The organism is Clostridium sp. FP2 (assembly GCF_011065955.2).
Taxonomy (GTDB): domain Bacteria; phylum Bacillota; class Clostridia; order Clostridiales; family Clostridiaceae; genus Clostridium_AD; species Clostridium_AD tagluense.
Map to the genome: position 1 here is coordinate 937,910 of NZ_JAAMNI020000001.1, position 17,737 is coordinate 955,646.

The following is a 17,737-nucleotide window of genomic DNA, read 5'->3' on the forward strand; positions in this document are numbered from 1 at the left end:
GGCAGCTAATGGTAACTTAATTGGCAAGAAAGATGCTAAAATAATCACTACTGATACTAGTACAGTTGATGTAGCTTAGAAAGGATAGTGCCTGTGAAAGGGCACTATTTTTTTTGCCGTTTGATATTCTGTTCACATGCCACGGTCTTTGTGAAAGTGTTCATTAGTGCTGTTGCAGAACCAAAATGTATTATCTTAAAAGATTTTAGTTTATTGCCATCTAGCTCATCTAAAGTTAACAATTCACCAATACATAGCATTTTGTTCGAAAATACGCCTCCTAAATCCAATTATTATAAATTACCTTTTAAATTTAAGCCCTTAAAGATACACTTTCTTCATTTTCAATTTCATCTTCAGTTTGATTTTTAACAATAATATTTACGAACTTTTCTCCATAGGGAAGACAAAATTGTATGAATGGACCTATTAACAATGCAGATATTATTGTACCTATTCCCAATATTCCGCCAAGGGTAAATCCAATTATTAAAAAACTAATATCTAATGCCATACGAATCCAACGATATTCTAAATTAGTTTTATCTTTAATAATAAATGGAATAATATCATTTGGTGCAACACCTAGATCACTTGCTTTAAGTATAGAAAATCCAATTGCAATTAAAGCACAACCGATTATAACTAAAAGTATTTTTATACCAATATTTAAAGATGCAATTGGGAAAAATGAAACAGCCTTTACTCCAAGGTCAATAATGGGTCCTACTCCAACAACGCATATAATTGTTCCTATCTTTATACGATGTCTTTCAACTACAAGTATTATGCAAAACAATACAAATAAAATAATCATATTAGCATTTCCTGGTGTTTTATTTAATAAAAATGATAATCCTTGAGTGAATAGAGTAAATGGATCGGAACCAATATTAGTTTTTAAAAACAAAGCTACTCCAATCTGTATAATACTCATTCCTACAAAAAATATAATTAGTCTTTTAATTAGATTTATTTTTTTAGTCATATTTTCATCCCTTTCTTTATATTTTATAGTTGCTTAATGTGCAACCTATTTATTCGATGTGAGAATACAAAACATAAATTTGTAGAAACACAAAAGCATCTTTTAACCAAGGTTTATTTGTGTTTGATTATGTTTGTTTTTGTTTCGATTGATTTCGTTTGTTTTCATTTTACTATATCTTAGTAAACGGTGTCAACAGTTGAACCTTTTAAAATTTATATTAATAAATGCCATTATCACTAAACGGAGCAGTGGTAATGTTTTATCCTAGCGTAATTGCTAGGTTTTTTATAGAACACTGAATGTATGTTTCAAAATGCTAACAATAATATTGTGCAATATTATCGAGGTGATGTTATTGGAATTAGAGTGGAACCAACAAAGAGTAACAGCTGAGATTATGAAATATAAAGAATTATTAGATGAGGGCATTATAACAGAAGAAAAATATCTAAAAGCCGTGTGTGGCAAGACCGCAAGCACGGTTTGATGAGGAGAAGGAGGCGAGTCAAGTTTGTCAGATGTCTCTTCATTTTCAGGTGCAACAAACTATACTTTGGAATAATATTGCCATTGGGTAGTTAATAAGGTTTTAGATATATTGTGATTTGCTTTTTTATTAAGCAGATTATTACTATAACAAAGCTCCTAATGACTTGACATCATCAGGAGCTTATTTTTTATTATAAAAACTAGTGTTTTTACTTTCTAAAGCATATTTAATACTTGATTCATTTTATAAAAATATTCCACAACAGTTGAAAGACATTATGCTATATTGATAGGTATAATTTAAATTTTCCCAGGGTAAATTGTTGAGAAATCTCCTCCAAGTTCCATCCTATCTATAAATACGGCATCTATAATGTCTCCCATCTTTGTTACATCCCTATATGAGCAAATTTGTTCGAGGATTAGCTGGACCACCATTTTCCATAATCTTATATGTAGAAATAGCATCTTTCTTCCTCTTTTTTTCAGCAATAGCTTTTAGAGAGTCACGAGTATTAAAAACATCAGAAGAATTGGTTTCTTCCGGGAGTAGAACAGTTGAATTTTCTGAAGTGCTTTTTACTTTTGTTTCATTTGTAAACCCATTTTGAGTAGTAAAACTTTTCAATAATTCATAAGCAGATTTAATTTTACCCTCACTAGAAGAAGGGTCATCTTTGCATTCAATATTTTTAGCGGTGAAACTGGACTTTTTATTGTCGCTGTTCTTTGAGGATTCCTTCACTTTTTCACTTTGCTTTTTCATTTTTTCTGCCTGCAACTGCTGTATCTCACTATCCAAAGCCTGGCATTGGTCTTTTAGAGGTCTAATTAACTCATCCTTAGGCTTGGGTGGTGCAAAATCATTTTTTATATTTTCAATTTCTTTGCTCAAATCTAATTTTCTTTTCTGAAGACCTTGGATTTCTTTATCAAGTTGTTTTTGTTCTGTTTCAATGTCTTTTGTAGAATCTTTACTACTATTAGCTAGGCATTGTTTTAACGGTGAGTTACAAGCATTTGAATGGATTTTCATTTAATACATCTCCTTTTGTAGTCAGTGCATAAGATATCACTGATCTTCTTTTACTTTAAGCATAAGATTCAAAATGAATTTATTTTTTTCTTCTACAATATCCAAGATTCCATTATATTTGTTCACTATCATTTTTATATTGGAAATTCCTATGCCATGATTGGCTTTATCATGTTTTTGAGTCACGATTATATTCTCTTTATATTGAAGTTTTCCTATGGTACTATTGGAAACTTCAATGATTAGGTATAAATCACGAAGGTAAGAGATAACAGAAATTTTTCTACAAATAGATTCATCTTGAATCCTCATACAAGCTTCAATCGCATTATCTAAGGTGTTGCTCAAAATGATACATAAATCTACGGGATCTAGCAGAAGTTCTTTAGGGATGATGAAGTCAGAGACAAAATCGATACCTTCAACTTTGGCAATATTATATTTTTCGTTTATAATTGCATCAGAAACAGCGTTGCCTGTTTTAATTTTACAATCCAGTTTGTCTATAGTTTGTCCAAGTGCATCCAGATATTTATTTATCTCTACTGTGTTCTCCATTTTAGCTAAAGTTTTCAAGCAAAGAAGATGGTTGTGCATATCATGCATGATGCTATGGATACCACTATAAAGACCTTCAAGATTTTTACTGTGATCAATTTGGAGTTTAAATTGTTGTTCCATTAGTAAGTTTTTTTGCTGAGTTTCTTCACCTTGAAGCATTTTATTAAAGGTATATGCAGCAACAAGGATGGAAACTAATAAAGAAATACTTACAATAGGTACAGCAGAATAAATCTCAGGAAAAATGGAAAGTAGATAATACTCTTTATTGTCAACATGAATGGCTTGAACAAAATAGAAAATCAATATCAAGCTATAGGTTGCCAAGCAGGGGATAAGTAAATATAAGCTTTGATAGGTGTTTACATTCCTTTCTTTCAAATTTAAAAGTTTGCATATGTTTTTCAAAAACAGGTAAAATAGAGCTAAATCTATAAGTTCTCGGGCAAAGTTTATTAGGCAAAGAATGAGAATAGCGCGTGCAGAAGCCGTATTTAATGTGCCTATATAGGCTACAATATGGAAATCAAAACTTAAAAAAGTGATATAAATAAGTAATGAAATTGCATCTGGTACAATGGATGCATAGAGTTTTAGAAAAAAGTTACCATAACATAAGTAGTATAAAATTGTAAACCAAAGCAAATCATTTACTATAATTTTTAAGGGAGAATGTATGTTAAAAGTTAAAAGATTTAAAATAGTAAGAAGAACTACGAAAAAAATAAATATCCAGGTTTTATTCTTAAAGCCTAGGAATCTCTTTAAGAAATAGTACTGGATTATATAATGAAAAGGAATGGCAAGGGTGGTAAATAAAAACCCAATTCTATCAATAATTTCTGAATTCCCCATATTATAGTCCCTCACTTTTTAAATAATACATAAAGGCCTTTGAAAAATCAGGAAATTTATATTTGGAAACATATATCTTTTCACCAGTTTTTAAGGTTATAAAGACAGAGTCATAGTTTCTTACATACTTTAAATTTACAATATAGCTTTTATGGCATCTGAAAAAATTGGAGTCCTTCAATTCCTCTTCAATATCAGATAGTTTATAATAATATTCAGTGACGTCATAAGTTGTGTGAATCTTTATTTTTCTAAGCTGTGATTCTATATATAGTATGTCCTTAATAAGAATCTTGGTGGACTGGCTAATGGTTTTTGCAAGAATAAATTTATCTGTATCATCAAAATGTGCTAAAGTAGAGTAAAGAACTTCTCTTAACTTTTCTTCTACTACAGGTTTTAAGATATAATGAAAAGCTCTCACATCAAAAGCTTCAAATACATATTTTTTAAGTGCGGTTATAAATATAATAATTGCTTTTTCATTTGTTTCCCTAATTTTCTTTGCTGTTTCTATTCCATTGAGTTGGTTCATTCGTATATCTAAAAAGTACAAATCTATTTCGAATTTTGACTGTAGCAATTCTTCGCCACTTTCATATTGATATAACAGATATTGTATGTTTTTAAGTTGCAACGCTTCTTTTATCATATGTATAAGTGGGATTCTTTGATAAACTTCATCATCACAAACTGCTATTTTTAGCATAAAATCACCTCGGCAATAATTATATCATATACTTCCTCCCTTCGAGTAAATACAACAATTCATAGAACAATGTATAATAAAAAAAATAAGAATTATGTTTTTCACACAGTTCTTATATCGGAAGTTATTTTTCTTAGTTTAGGAGATTGTAATAATGGGGTTTGAAAATGTAATGAGTAGTTTTATTTTAAATTATTTCTTTCGATGTATTTAAAAATATTAAATCTCTCTTTTTAATAAATTTACCCATATAGTCATCTGAAGTATCATTAGATAAAAGAATTATCGCTTCATATAAGGTAACCAATTTAGTTAGTACTACTTTGGTAAGATGTATTATGGAGAGAGTGATAGAGTAGCGGCTAGCTTTGGTTCCTTATCTCAAGATGGCGGAGAAAATAGATTAAATGTTGCTATCAGTAGAGGTTGGAATATTATTAGAATTTGGAGCAAGGATTGGTGCCTGAATTAATAGTTTGTAGTAGATGCGAACATGAACATAAAGCACATAAATATAATGGTTACATGCATATTATCCACTGAGCATCACTTTAATACTCGACCGTAGGGAGATTTTGTTCTTTTCAAGAAATATTTATTTTTCATTTTGTGTATTTTTAGTTTGATGACATTGGCCTCGGGGGTATTTGTAAATAAATGGGCGAAGCATAGCGGAGAACATTTTTTTACTTGCTAAAAGATATAAATTATAAGGGCTGGTTAACATACTCTAGAATAAGAGTTGTTGTCCACCCCTGAATTTATTAGCGAGACTATGAGGATTTAAATCCTATGTTATTAGCAAGAATGTAACTTCTAGTTATAACAGTTTTCTAATAGGTATTTGTATTTCAGATATATATTCATTTTCAGAATCTGAAAAGTCATAATCTACTATATTTTTTTCGATAGAGTCTCCCAATATTTCGTATCCATTTTCTTCAATCCATTCAATAAGAACAGTATAGTGATTTTCGATATCTTTATAGGGTCCTAAAAAAACAACATAAGCAAACTCATTTTCTGGAATCGTTATCAAATCCAACTCTATTATATTTTCAGTTGACAAGATTTCGATGAAATATTTAAATTTATTAAAATTTCCACTTGTCATGTTTTCTCTTGAAAGAGAAGTGTATATTTGACCTTCAATAAGCCAGGAACTGAGCTTTAAATATTTTTCGTTTTTTTTAACGCATTCTTTAAGTTCGCACTCGTTTTTACTATCTTTAATGTCTAAAACAACTCCAATTCTTTGAGGCAAGCGCTTTATCTTTACAGTATTCAGCTCATGTTTTATATTTCCAAGTAGCTCAAGTTTTGTATTTATTTTGTTTTTTAAATTGACTAACTTATTTATTTTTACATCAATTTCCTCTTCCTTATTTTTTAGTAAGGTCATTAAATTATTTGTATTTTTATTATTCATATATTTTTTAATATCCTTTAATGAAATATCAAGATTTTTAAAAAATAGGATTCTGCTTAGTTTGAAAAAATTCCGAACACTATAGAATCTGTATTTATTTTCAACATCACAATTAGGTTTTAAAAGATCGATTTTGTCATAATGCCTTAAGGTATCTGTGCTTATATTAAAAAGCTTGGCTAATTCTCCAATTAAAAAAGTATCCTTCACAATTATGTCACTTCCATTCGATAAATATTAAACTATTTATCACTATTATTATAAACCACTAAGTAACATTAAAGCTATTAAAAAATATGAATGTAACATATTGACATTAGACCAGCTCTAAGGTTTATGCTCTATTTTATAGAGTTTTAATTTTATTGTCGCAGTCATTAAAAAAAATCTGTATGTTTAGCATAAAATTCATTGTAGTTTTTCAATTCTTTTTTTATAAGACTTTGAGTATATATCATTTATCAAAATCAAATTTCTTAATGTATCTTTAAGTTTTCCTCGTGATTTCTCTTTATTTTTAAAATAATAATAATACCTATTGACATTAGAGCTAGTCCAAGGTTTATGATTTACTTAGATGAATTTTAATGATTCTATCAATAAATATTACAAAAGGGGAATACTATTATGAGCGACTATAACGCAGTATTAGCAAGAAATACGGAAAATGCTCCAAAAGGTATCGGTCCATATTCACAAACTGTAGCTTACTCTCATTACAATAATCTTTCAGCTCAATTACCTATCGATCCAAAATCTGGTGAATTGGTAGCTGGTGGTGTAAAAGAACAGGCGAAGCAGTGCTTTGAAAATATCAAGGCAATTGTAGACAGCATCGACCATGTTATGAGCGATGTTGTTAGAATCACTGTATTCGTTAAGAATATTAAAGATATTGACGCTGTAGACGAAGTTTATAAAACATTCTTCCTAAGCTATATTCCTACGCGGACTATAGTCGCAGTTGCAGCTTTGCCTATGGATGCTTTGGTGCAAATTGAAGCACTTCTTTCAAACGGTGAAGGTACAATTCCAAACGCACCACAAGCAGGCGACCTCATAAAGCTTACAAATAACACGGCAAATGCGCCAACAAGCCCTCTATCTACGCAAGCTGTAGCTTTTTCTCATTACAATAATCTTTCAGCTCAATTACCAATCGATCCAAAATCTGGTAGAGTGGTAGCTGGTGGTGTAAAAGAGCAGGCGAAGCAGTGCTTAAAGAATATCAAGGCAATTTTAGAAAGTATCGACGTTCCTTTTGACGATATTGTTAAAATTAATATATTCCTTAAAAACCTTTCGGATATTGAAGCCGTAAACGAAGTTTATACAACGTTTTTCCCAGACTCCGCTATCGCAAGGGCCGTAGCCTATGTCCCTGCACTGACAACGGTTGCAGCTTCAGCGCTGCTTATGGATGCTTTGATACAAATTGAAGCAGTGGTGTCACACGGAGATGGTACGCCCCCACAACTTGTTGAAGACAGGCATGGACTCATCATAGAAGCAAACAATACGGAAAATGCACCAAAAAGTTCTCTATATACACAAACTGTAGCTTTTTCTCATTACAATCATATTTCAGCTCAATTACCTTTAGACCCAAAAACTGGTGAAATGGTAGCTGGTGGTGTAAAAGAGCAGGCGAAGCAGTGCTTAAAAAATATCAAGGCAATTGTAGAAAGTGTGGATCACGTTATGGAGGATGTGGTTAAAGTAAATATCTTCCTTAAAAATATCGCAGATATTGATGCTGTAGACGAAGTTTACACAACATTCTTCCCAGGCGGTGTTCCTGCACGAAGAACAGTTGGAGTATCAGCTTTACTTAAAGATGCTTTAGTACAAATCGATGTAGTTGTATCAAACGCTGAAGGAACACCTCCAAAAGCATAACAGGCATTTGTTTGTAAATACAGGAACTATCAAAGTTACTTGTTAATGCCCACAGTGAATGCGAAATTGCATATCCTAATCATAAAAAGAGGCTGTCTCAAATGAAAATTGAGACAGCCTCTTTTTAATGACATTTCAGAAAGAAGTCTCCCACTTCTATAAGTGGGGGTCACATACTACAACAAAAATACTTCTTTGTTCAAGGTAAATATTCAGTTAGTTTGTATTTCATTTAAAGTTTATTTTATGAGTAGCTCTCATAGAGACTTTTTAAGTGGCAAAACTATGAACGATTTGTTAACAATAAGATATCATCAATGATTTTAATGCAATATAATGGATAAAAATGAGTTAATATGTACAACGATGGGCAATAAAATCACAAACATGCAAGCTATGTCGATTTTTGATAGATAATAATATACATTTACAGGTATAAACATTCAAAAAAAAGTTTATTGAATATTTATACCTTGTTTTTTTCATTATACACAGTAAATTAAAAGATTGTGAATATATATGCAAACAATTCAACATTTCTAATTGTCAAATGTAAACATACATAGCATTATTGCGCAAAATAAAGCTTAGCATAAGGAATGCGGTGTTAAATTAATATAAATGATAATAGGCATGATATATATCTAATTATAGTAAAATATTCAGTTTTCCTTATGAAATCGTATACTCCATAATGATGACATAGACAAGAAACAACAGGGAGGCAAATTAAATGAAGTCATTTATAAATGTAACTTCTGAAATAGGAAAACTTAATAAAGTAATGCTACATAGGCCTGGGAGAGAAATAGAAAATTTAGTGCCAGAGCTTCTTGAAAGATTACTTTTTGATGATATTCCTTATTTAGAAGTAGCAAGAAAAGAGCATGATATATTTGCAAAAATATTAAAAGAAAATGATGTGGAGGTTCTTTATTTAGAAGAACTTGCTACTGAGGCCTTAAATGATGATAAAGTAAAAAAAATATTTATACAACAGTTTTTACAAGAAAGCCATATTAGTAATAAAGAGATATATGAATCCCTTTATACATATTTAATATCAAAGCCTACAAGTGAAATGATTGATATACTTATGGCTGGAGTTAGAAAAAATGAGATAGATGTTAAGGGAATGCATTCGCTAAGAGGATTAATATCAAATCAATATCCTTTCTACTTAGACCCTATGCCTAATCTTTACTTTACAAGAGATCCAGGCGCTTCAATTGGAAATGGTATTACAATAAATACTATGCAAACTGAAGCTAGAAGGCGCGAGACATTGTTCCTTAAATTTATTCATGAATATCATAAATCTTTTAAACAATATGAAGTACCACTTTGGTACGATAGAAACCTTCCTAATAATATTGAAGGTGGGGACGAGCTTGTATTATCTGCCACAACTCTTGCAGTAGGATGTAGTCAAAGAACTTCACCTGAGGCTATAGAAGTGGTAGCAAAGAATTTGTTTGCGAAACATGCTTCTTTCGATAAAGTATTAGTATTGGAGATTCCAGCTTGTAGAGCATTTATGCATCTTGATACTGTATTTACTATGGTTGACTATGATAAATTTACAATACATCCAGCTATAGAAGGACCCCTTAATGTTTTTGAAATTACAAAAGGTGTTAATGGAGAATTGCACATTAAACAATCGAAAGATGTATTGGAAAATATATTAAAATCTGCATTAAAGGTGCCTTCAGTTGAATTAATAAGATGCGGTGGCGGTGACTCTATTATAGCAGCAAGAGAACAATGGAATGATGGATCAAATACTCTCGCTATTGCACCAGGCAAGGTTATAACTTATGAAAGAAATTATGTTACAAATGAAATTTTATCAAAACGTGGTATAACAGTGTTAACAATGCCAAGTGCTGAACTTTCGAGAGGAAGAGGCGGTCCAAGATGTATGAGTATGCCTCTAAACAGAGATAACTTATAAAAACAAAAAATAACAAAATATTAGGAGGAATTTATTATGTTTAACTTAAGAAACAGAAACTTTTTAACTTTGATGGACTTTACTCCAAAGGAAATAAACTATTTTTTAGATTTAGCTAGGGATTTAAAAAGAGCTAAGTATGCAGGTACAGAACAGCAAACATTAAAAGGCAAAAACATTGCGCTAATATTTGAAAAAAGTTCTACAAGAACAAGATGTGCTTTTGAAGTAGGTGCACTAGACCAAGGAGCACATGTAACTTATCTTGGACCTACAGGAACTCAAATTGGTAAAAAGGAATCTGTAGCAGATACAGCAAGAGTTCTTGGAAGAATGTATGATGGAATAGAATATAGAGGATATGGACAAGAAGTAGTAGAAGAATTAGCTAAATATGCAGGAGTGCCAGTTTGGAATGGCTTGACTACTGAAGATCACCCTACTCAAATTCTTGCTGACTTTTTAACTATTAAAGAACATTTTTCTAAACCATTAAATGAAATCAAATTTGTTTATGCTGGTGATGGAAGAAATAATATGGCAAATGCCCTTATGATAGGAGCTGCCAAGATGGGTATGGACTTTAGAATAGTTGCTCCAAATTCATTATTTCCTGAAGATGCACTAGTTAATAAATGTAGAGAAGTAGCCAGTGATACAGGAGCAAAAATCACTATTACGGATGATGTAGCGCAGGGAGTAAAAGGTGCAGATGTTATATACACTGACGTTTGGGTATCCATGGGAGAAGCAGATGAAGTGTGGGAGCAAAGGATTAATATATTAAAACCATATCAAGTTAATAAAGAAATGATGAAGTTAACAGGCAATAAAGATACTAAATTTATGCATTGTCTGCCAGCATATCATGATTTAAAAACTGGAGTTGGTAGAGAAGTATTTGAAAAGTTTGGAATGAATGGTGTTGAAGTTACAGATGAAGTATTTGAAAGTGAGGCTTCAATAGTATTTGATGAAGCAGAAAACAGAATGCATACAATCAAAGCAGTTATGGTTGCTACACTTGGTGACTAGGCTAAAATAATTTATAAGAATAAGGTTAATTAGTGAGGGTAATATTATCGCCCTCACTAATTTAAAATATTGCAAATGCACTGAGCAGAAGGAGAATATAAAATGGAAAAAGAAAAGAAGTTAGGATTGTCACTATTAGTGGCTCTTGGTGTTGGTTCCATGATCGGAGGCGGAATTTTCAATAGCCCAACTGATCTTATAGGTAAAGCAAATCCTCAATCAGTACTTATTGCATGGGCAGTTGGTGGACTTGGTGTGGCATTTCTAGCACTAGTATTTCAAATGCTTGCAAACAGAAGGCCCGAGCTTACAGGGGGAATTTTTACTTATGCAAAGGAAGGCTTTGGAGAGTTTATTGGATTCAATTCAGCCTGGGGATATTGGTTAAGTGCTTGGCTTGGAAATGTTGCATTCTTTATTCTTATATTTAAAACCTTTAATAGTTTAGTAGGTGACATGAGTCCTATAATATCATTTATATTAGCGTCTGCACTATTATGGGGAATTCATTATATACAAATGAGTGGAATTAAAAGCGCTGGAATAATAAACGCTGTTGCTACAGTGGCAAAAATTATTCCATTATTAATGGTAGTTGTATTTGGACTTGCAATATTTAAATTTGGAACTTTTAATGTGTCAAATTGGAAAACAGTGTTAGCGGCTACTGGAGATTCTACTACAGTATTTGCGCAAGTTAAAGGAGCAATGGGTACAATTTTGTGGTGCTTTATTGGTATTGAAGCTGCAACGGTACTTTCTGAGAGAGCAAAATCTCAAAAGATTGTTGGAACAGCTACAATAATAAGTTTAATTGTAACTTTAATACTTTATGCACTGGTTTCAACAACAGCTATGGGCGTAATTTCAGCTAAAGCTCTTGCAGGATCAGCTACACCACTAGCCGATGTACTAGCAAGTACGGTAATTGGAAGTGTTGGAGCTTTAATTGTTAAGGTTGGTTTAATAGTTTCACTTGTAGGCTGCCTAATTAGTTGGATTATGCTTGCAGCAGAAATCCCTTATGTTGCGGCAAAAGGAGGTACAATGCCTAAATGGTTTATGAAACAAAATAACAATGGTGCTACAGTAAATTCATTATTGCTAACGGATGGATTAACTCAAATATTTTTACTTTCCCTACTTTTACCAGCACTTCAAACTGCCTACAATAGTGTGTTTTTAATTTCTACAACATGTATTTTGATTCCATATTTGCTTTCATCATTATATGCAGTTAAGGTTTCATTAGCAGATGGACTAGGACTTAAAGATAAGGTAGTTTCTATATTAGCCTGTATTTATTCATTATATGTAATTTATGCAGTAGGAATTAAATATTTAGGAACAGCAGTAATACTGTATGCAATTGGTATATTTGTATATCTAAAGGCTAGAAAAGAAAAGAACGAAGTTGTTAGTTTAAATGAGAAAATAGGAATGGCAGCGATTATGATAGGAGCAATCTTGATGATTATACTGCTTGCAATTGGTAAAATTCAACTTTAGATGTAATTTCAATAAAATATAAAAGCTGTTAAATAAAATATATTTACTAGCTTAACGTAAAAGGAGAGATAAATATGGCAAGAATAGTAATAGCACTTGGTGGAAATGCCCTTCAAGCAAATCCTAAGGATACTACAGCTGAAGCGCAGTTAGTAACTGCAAGAGAAACTTCTGGAGCTATTGTAGATTTAATTGAAGAGGGGCATGAGGTAATTGTTGCTCATGGTAATGGACCTCAAGTAGGTCAACTTATAGCTACTTATGAAGCAGCCGCTTCAATAAATGAAAATAGCCCAATAATGCCTTTTCCTGAATGTGGAGCTATGAGTCAAGGTTATATAGGTTATCATCTACAACAAAGCATTAGGGCGGAGATGAGAAAAAGAGGGATAAATAAGGAAGTCGCAACAGTAGTTACTCAGGTAATAGTAGACCCTAATGATGAAGGATTTAAGAATCCAACTAAACCAGTAGGTTCTTTCTTTACAGAGCAGCAAGCGAAGAAACTAATGACTGAAAAAGGATATATAATGAAGGAAGATTCAAATAGAGGCTGGAGACGAGTAGTTGCGTCACCACTTCCAATGGCTATAGTTGAAGAACCTATTATAAAAACATTAGTTGAAGCTGGACATGTTGTTATAACTGTTGGTGGAGGTGGTATACCTGTAATTGACACAGGAAATGGAACACTTGAAGGAGTACCAGCAGTAATAGATAAGGATTTTGCTTCTTGTAAAATAGCAGAACTTCTAAATGCTGATGCATTGGTTGTACTTACAGCAGTTGAACAGGTTGCTATTAACTTTGGAAGGCCGGATCAAAAGAATCTTTCAAGTATAACAGTAAAAGAAGCTAAAACTTATATCGAAGAAGGACATTTTGCTCCTGGTTCAATGCTTCCTAAAATAAAAGCAGCTCTTAGCTTTGTTGAAGCAAAAGAAGGTAGAAAAGCAATTATAACATCCCTTGAGAAAGCTAGAGAAGCTATAGGTGGAACGGCAGGAACTGTGATAACAAACTAATTAAATTAAGATGTAAGTCCTAAGAAGAAAATTCTTATGACTGGTATTACTCACTTCATCCATAAGTTGATGTAGCTTAGAAAAATAGTGCCTGTGAAAAGGCACTATTTTTTATTGCAAAAATGTTCTCAAATCTAAACCTCTAATAGTGTTACTAAGTTCTCAGGTCAAAATAATGTAGACAAACAGCCTGCTTGCATAATGAGCAGGCTGTTTGTCTTGCAGGTATTTTGAAAGTTAACACAATAATGTCGAATGATAGGGATACATATGACTTTATTAATTTTGCTAAGACTAAGTTAGGTAGTGGAGTCCCCAACTAATTAATTTGCTGTTCACTAGTCTTTTTTATAGAAGTTTTTTAGCAAATTCCATATTATCCAATTTATTTTCTTTTATATAATTTAGCGAATCAACTAAATATGTTGTATGATGTTGATGTTCTATGGTCTTTGAGAAAGACTGGATAAATTCAACCATATCTTTTTTGTTATCTTCCTTAGTACATAGATATTTCCCAACTAAATAAAATCTAATAAATGAGTATTTTGCTAAAAGCAAAATATATTCATCAAATATTGATTCCGATTCAGTTAGACTAGAATTATTTACTGTTTTTACCAAGTCGCAGTTACCTTTGTGGGTTCTCTTTTGACTAGCAAGGAGGAGCGGTGTTAAGGTTAGTATTTATTTAAATGGTTATAATTAATAGAAGAGAAATTATAAAAGTGATATAATAAAAAGAAGCTAGTAAATAATCATATCAGTATGTAATTAAAGTTAAAATATATAATTTTATTATAGCAAAGAAGTAAATATGTACGAGAGAGGTGAGTATTTTATGTTGTATCATGCTTCTGGAGAAGTTGTTGAATTTCCGGAGATAAGAAAAAGTAAATACACAAAAGATTTTTCATGGGGATTTTACTGTACCAATGATTTTGAACAAGCTAAAAAATGGGCTAAAAGAAATAGAATGTATGGTACAGTTAATTATTATACTTACACAGAGAATAAAGAGTTAAAAATATTAAAATTTGAAAATATGACTGATGAATGGTTAGATTTTATTTCAGTTTGTAGACAGGGATTAGTACATGATTATGACATAGTAGAAGGACCAATGGCAGATGATACTGTTTGGAATTATGTAAATGATTTTTTAGCAGGAGAGATTACTAGAAATATTTTTTGGGAGTTAGCAAAGTTTAAATATCCTACTCATCAAATAAGTTTCCATACATTGAAAGGGTTAGACTGCCTTAAGTTTGAGAGGAGTGAAATTATAAATGAATGATACTCAAAAAAATAATTTATTTTATGTTTGTTCACTCATAGAGTTTATAGGAAGAAAGACGAGTAATAGAAGAGCAACTATTGTAAAAATACTTGGTAAGAAGGAGTTAGATAGGCAATTAGAACTTGCTGATGTTAATCATTGTTTATCATTTGAACAAGTATCAGATGAGATAATAGAGTATTTTAATATTCAAGAAGGTGATTTTGATTCAGTAGGGTTATGTAAATATAATGTACCAAGTTTTCAAGCAATAGGCAAAGAATATCAAAGGTTAATAATAGATGTAAGTTCAGAACAAGATAATATAGTAGAGGTACTATACGCAGTATTTCAATCATTTATTAGTGATGAGATTTCAGATTTTAATTCATCAGTATATTATAGTAATCCAGAATACTTAAAGTATTCTTATTTAGAAGGAAAACTATTGGCATAAAATTAACAATTGAGTTGAACCACGCACACTTGTGACTTCAGGCGTGAGTTAGTGGTTCTTTACGATACTAAAAGCATCTTTAGAATTTGCAAAAAAATATAACAGTAAGCCATGACTAATATATAAGAGTATAGTTATGGCTTTTTATGATGTGTTATATTAATTTTTATAATAAAATAGTATAATAAAATAAAATGTCACTTTCTACGTGAGTGGCAATAAGAGTGCTAAGGATGCAAGGAGATGAAGATTATGGTAGGTTATATGGAGTTTATTTCAAAGGCTTGGAAAGAGTTTGTGGAACAAGGATATATGAATAATGAGGTAAAATTAGAAATAGCAGATTCCTGGAAAAGGTGCAAGGAATATGGTGTAGATTTCATGGATGGGCGTGGTAATGATGACTACCTTGTACCCTTAGAATCTAAAATCAAAGATAATTCAGAACTTGTTTCCATATCCCGCTCTATAATGGAAGATATATATAATATTATAGCGGGTTCTGGATTTGCACTGTTTCTTTCAGATAGAGATGGATATATACTTGAGGTTATTGGAGATAGTAATATTATGCAAAAGGCAAATGAGCTAAATTTTGTAAAAGGAGCTCTTTGGACAGAAAAAGCGGTGGGAACTAATGCTATAGGAACAGCACTTTATTTAGATAAACCTATGCAGACTATAGGAGCTGAACATTATGGGGAAAATCAACATTCTTGGACGTGTTCCTCAGCACCTATTCATGATGAAGAGGGAAATATAATAGGGTGTATAAATATGTCGGGAATTTATTATGATGCACACTTGCATACCTTGGGAATTGTTACAGCGGCGGCGGAGTCCATAAAAAAGCAGCTAGCGCTTATTAGTTCTTATAATTTATTAAATATAACATTTGACTCAATTGTGGAAGGTATGATAGTAATTGATGAGAATTTTCATGTGAAAAGGATAAATGATAAGGCTAAAAATATTTTAGGCATAACACAAAGTGAAATATTTAAAATGAATATAATAGAAACACTAAAAGATGTAAATTTTAATTATATGCTGTCAAATTCTCTACAAGCTTATAATAATATAGAATGTGATTTTCACATAAAAAATAAGAGGATAAAATGTATAATAAATGTAGTTGCTATGAAGGATAATAATAAATTTTCAGGTGTGGTTATAACTTTTAGGGAAGCAGAATATGTACATAAATTGGTTAATAAAGTAGTGGGCTATAAGGCTACCTATAAATTTGAAGATATTATAAGTAATAATGAAAAGATGAAAAGTTTGATAGAATTTTCAAAGAAAGCTGCAAAAAGTGATTGTAATATACTAATTGAAGGCGCAAGTGGTACAGGTAAAGAGTTAATTGCTCAATCAATACATAATTATAGTAAAAGGGCACAGGGTCCTTTTGTAGCTATAAATTGCGCCTCTATACCAAGAGAATTGGTTGAAAGTGAACTATTTGGATATGATAAGGGTGCCTTTACGGGAGCTATTAAAGAGGGCCACCCTGGAAAATTTGAGCTTGCAAATGGAGGAACTATTTTTTTAGACGAATTAGGAGAACTTCCTCTAGATATTCAATCAAAACTATTAAGGGTATTAGATAACAATAAAATAGTTAGAGTGGGCGGAACCTATGAGAAAAAATTAAATGTTAGGATTATATGTGCAACCAACAAAAGGCTAAAGGAAGAAGTTAAAAAGAAAACCTTTAGAGAAGACCTTTATTATAGGTTAAATGTAATGAACATAAAAACTATTCCACTGGTAGAAAGAAAAGAGGACATAGAAGTACTAACAAAACATTTTGTAGATATACTAAATATAAAAAATAATGATAAAATCAAAGTCATGAATAAATCTTATATTAGAAATCTTAAGAAATATGAATGGCCAGGTAATGTGAGAGAGCTTAGAAATGTTATAGAAAGAGATTATTATTCAAGTGAAGATAGTATAACTGGAGTAGAATACTTAAATACAGGAGAAATAAGTGAATATGTAGAAGAAAATAAAGGAATCAGCATTATTCCTATAGGTATTTTAGAGATTGAAAGTATAATAAATGCTCTTAAATTTTGTGATGGAAACCTAGTTAAAGCTGCTCAAATGTTAAAAATAAGCAGATCTACTATGTATAGAAAAATTAAAAAATATAATATTAACAATGTTTAAGAAAATGTACTAAATTTTACTTTTAAATCGGGAGTAACTAGCTATATAATGTATCAAAAAGACAGTAAATATCTGTAAAATGTCAAAATGACACACTAACTAGTGTGTCATTTTGACATTGAAGATGCTTTTTTAATTTTATAGAATTTTTTTAGAAGAAATATAAAAATAATTGATTTTACATTATAACTAAGGGTTACTAATGTTCAATAAGAGTATTTTACTAGGATAACCCAAGTGATACTTACTTTACATCAATGATTTAAGAGACCTTAAGCAGTGATAAAAATGTTTTTTAAGTAATGTTTTCAGCAATTAATATTTT

16 protein-coding genes are annotated in these 17,737 nt (G+C 31.2%); 10 read left to right on the plus strand and 6 right to left on the minus strand.

What is annotated here, in order from left to right:
• Positions 1 to 313 precede the first annotated feature (313 nt).
• Positions 314 to 988 (minus strand): YczE/YyaS/YitT family protein, encoded by a 675-nt coding sequence (locus G9F71_RS04405; protein WP_164952288.1) that lies wholly within the window; start codon positions 986 to 988, stop codon positions 314 to 316.
• A gap of 358 nt (positions 989 to 1,346) precedes the next feature.
• Here G9F71_RS04405 and G9F71_RS27170 point away from each other — a divergent pair, with 358 nt between their 5' ends.
• Complete coding sequence (locus G9F71_RS27170; protein WP_258881030.1) at positions 1,347 to 1,478, plus strand: hypothetical protein; 132 nt, start codon at positions 1,347 to 1,349, stop codon at positions 1,476 to 1,478.
• A 399-nt stretch (positions 1,479 to 1,877) separates the two neighbouring features.
• Here G9F71_RS27170 and G9F71_RS04410 read toward each other — a convergent pair whose 3' ends face one another.
• Genes G9F71_RS04410 through G9F71_RS04420 form a run of 3 tightly spaced genes read right to left on the minus strand, consistent with a single transcriptional unit; the run spans position 1,878 to position 4,641 of the window.
• Positions 1,878 to 2,516, minus strand: a complete 639-nt coding sequence (locus tag G9F71_RS04410; protein ID WP_164952287.1) for a FlxA-like family protein — start codon at positions 2,514 to 2,516, stop codon at positions 1,878 to 1,880.
• Between the two features lie 36 nt (positions 2,517 to 2,552).
• Entirely contained in the window at positions 2,553 to 3,932 is a 1,380-nt protein-coding gene (locus G9F71_RS04415; protein ID WP_164952286.1) for a sensor histidine kinase, read from the minus strand.
• A gap of 1 nt (position 3,933) precedes the next feature.
• Complete coding sequence (locus G9F71_RS04420) at positions 3,934 to 4,641, minus strand: LytR/AlgR family response regulator transcription factor (protein ID WP_164952285.1); 708 nt, start codon at positions 4,639 to 4,641, stop codon at positions 3,934 to 3,936.
• Positions 4,642 to 4,972: 331 nt separating this feature from the next.
• On the opposite strand from G9F71_RS04420, the gene G9F71_RS04425 reads away from it, so the two are divergent.
• Positions 4,973 to 5,113, plus strand: coding sequence for a hypothetical protein (locus tag G9F71_RS04425; protein ID WP_164952284.1), 141 nt, complete (start codon positions 4,973 to 4,975; stop codon positions 5,111 to 5,113).
• A 348-nt stretch (positions 5,114 to 5,461) separates the two neighbouring features.
• On the opposite strand, the gene G9F71_RS27550 is transcribed toward G9F71_RS04425, so the two are convergent.
• Positions 5,462 to 6,280, minus strand: coding sequence for a GyrI-like domain-containing protein (locus G9F71_RS27550; protein WP_164952283.1), 819 nt, complete (start codon positions 6,278 to 6,280; stop codon positions 5,462 to 5,464).
• 417 nt (positions 6,281 to 6,697) lie between these two features.
• On the opposite strand from G9F71_RS27550, the gene G9F71_RS04435 reads away from it, so the two are divergent.
• The 5 genes from G9F71_RS04435 (at position 6,698) to arcC (ending at position 13,495) form a co-directional block, all read left to right on the plus strand.
• Positions 6,698 to 7,969: a RidA family protein gene (locus G9F71_RS04435; protein ID WP_164952282.1), complete on the plus strand. Its 1,272-nt coding sequence runs from the start codon at positions 6,698 to 6,700 to the stop codon at positions 7,967 to 7,969.
• A 733-nt stretch (positions 7,970 to 8,702) separates the two neighbouring features.
• Complete coding sequence (gene arcA, locus G9F71_RS04440) at positions 8,703 to 9,926, plus strand: arginine deiminase (RefSeq protein WP_164952281.1); 1,224 nt, start codon at positions 8,703 to 8,705, stop codon at positions 9,924 to 9,926.
• Positions 9,927 to 9,959: 33 nt separating this feature from the next.
• Positions 9,960 to 10,961, plus strand: a complete 1,002-nt coding sequence (argF, locus tag G9F71_RS04445; protein ID WP_202018017.1) for an ornithine carbamoyltransferase — start codon at positions 9,960 to 9,962, stop codon at positions 10,959 to 10,961.
• Between the two features lie 102 nt (positions 10,962 to 11,063).
• Positions 11,064 to 12,470: a basic amino acid/polyamine antiporter gene (locus tag G9F71_RS04450; protein ID WP_164952279.1), complete on the plus strand. Its 1,407-nt coding sequence runs from the start codon at positions 11,064 to 11,066 to the stop codon at positions 12,468 to 12,470.
• A gap of 74 nt (positions 12,471 to 12,544) precedes the next feature.
• Positions 12,545 to 13,495 (plus strand): carbamate kinase, encoded by a 951-nt coding sequence (gene arcC, locus G9F71_RS04455; RefSeq protein WP_164952430.1) that lies wholly within the window; start codon positions 12,545 to 12,547, stop codon positions 13,493 to 13,495.
• 348 nt (positions 13,496 to 13,843) lie between these two features.
• Here arcC and G9F71_RS04460 read toward each other — a convergent pair whose 3' ends face one another.
• A complete protein-coding gene (locus G9F71_RS04460; RefSeq protein WP_187353514.1) occupies positions 13,844 to 14,119 on the minus strand; it encodes a hypothetical protein in 276 nt (91 codons plus the stop codon).
• Between the two features lie 217 nt (positions 14,120 to 14,336).
• On the opposite strand from G9F71_RS04460, the gene G9F71_RS04465 reads away from it, so the two are divergent.
• The 3 genes from G9F71_RS04465 (at position 14,337) to G9F71_RS04475 (ending at position 17,412) form a co-directional block, all read left to right on the plus strand.
• Entirely contained in the window at positions 14,337 to 14,792 is a 456-nt protein-coding gene (locus G9F71_RS04465) for a DUF3990 domain-containing protein (protein ID WP_164952429.1), read from the plus strand.
• On the plus strand, positions 14,785 to 15,231 hold the full coding sequence (locus G9F71_RS04470) for a hypothetical protein (RefSeq protein ID WP_164952428.1): 447 nt from the start codon (positions 14,785 to 14,787) through the stop codon (positions 15,229 to 15,231). Before G9F71_RS04465 ends, G9F71_RS04470 begins: the two co-directional genes overlap by 8 nt.
• A gap of 252 nt (positions 15,232 to 15,483) precedes the next feature.
• Positions 15,484 to 17,412, plus strand: a complete 1,929-nt coding sequence (locus tag G9F71_RS04475; RefSeq protein WP_164952427.1) for a sigma-54-dependent Fis family transcriptional regulator — start codon at positions 15,484 to 15,486, stop codon at positions 17,410 to 17,412.
• Positions 17,413 to 17,737 lie beyond the last annotated feature (325 nt).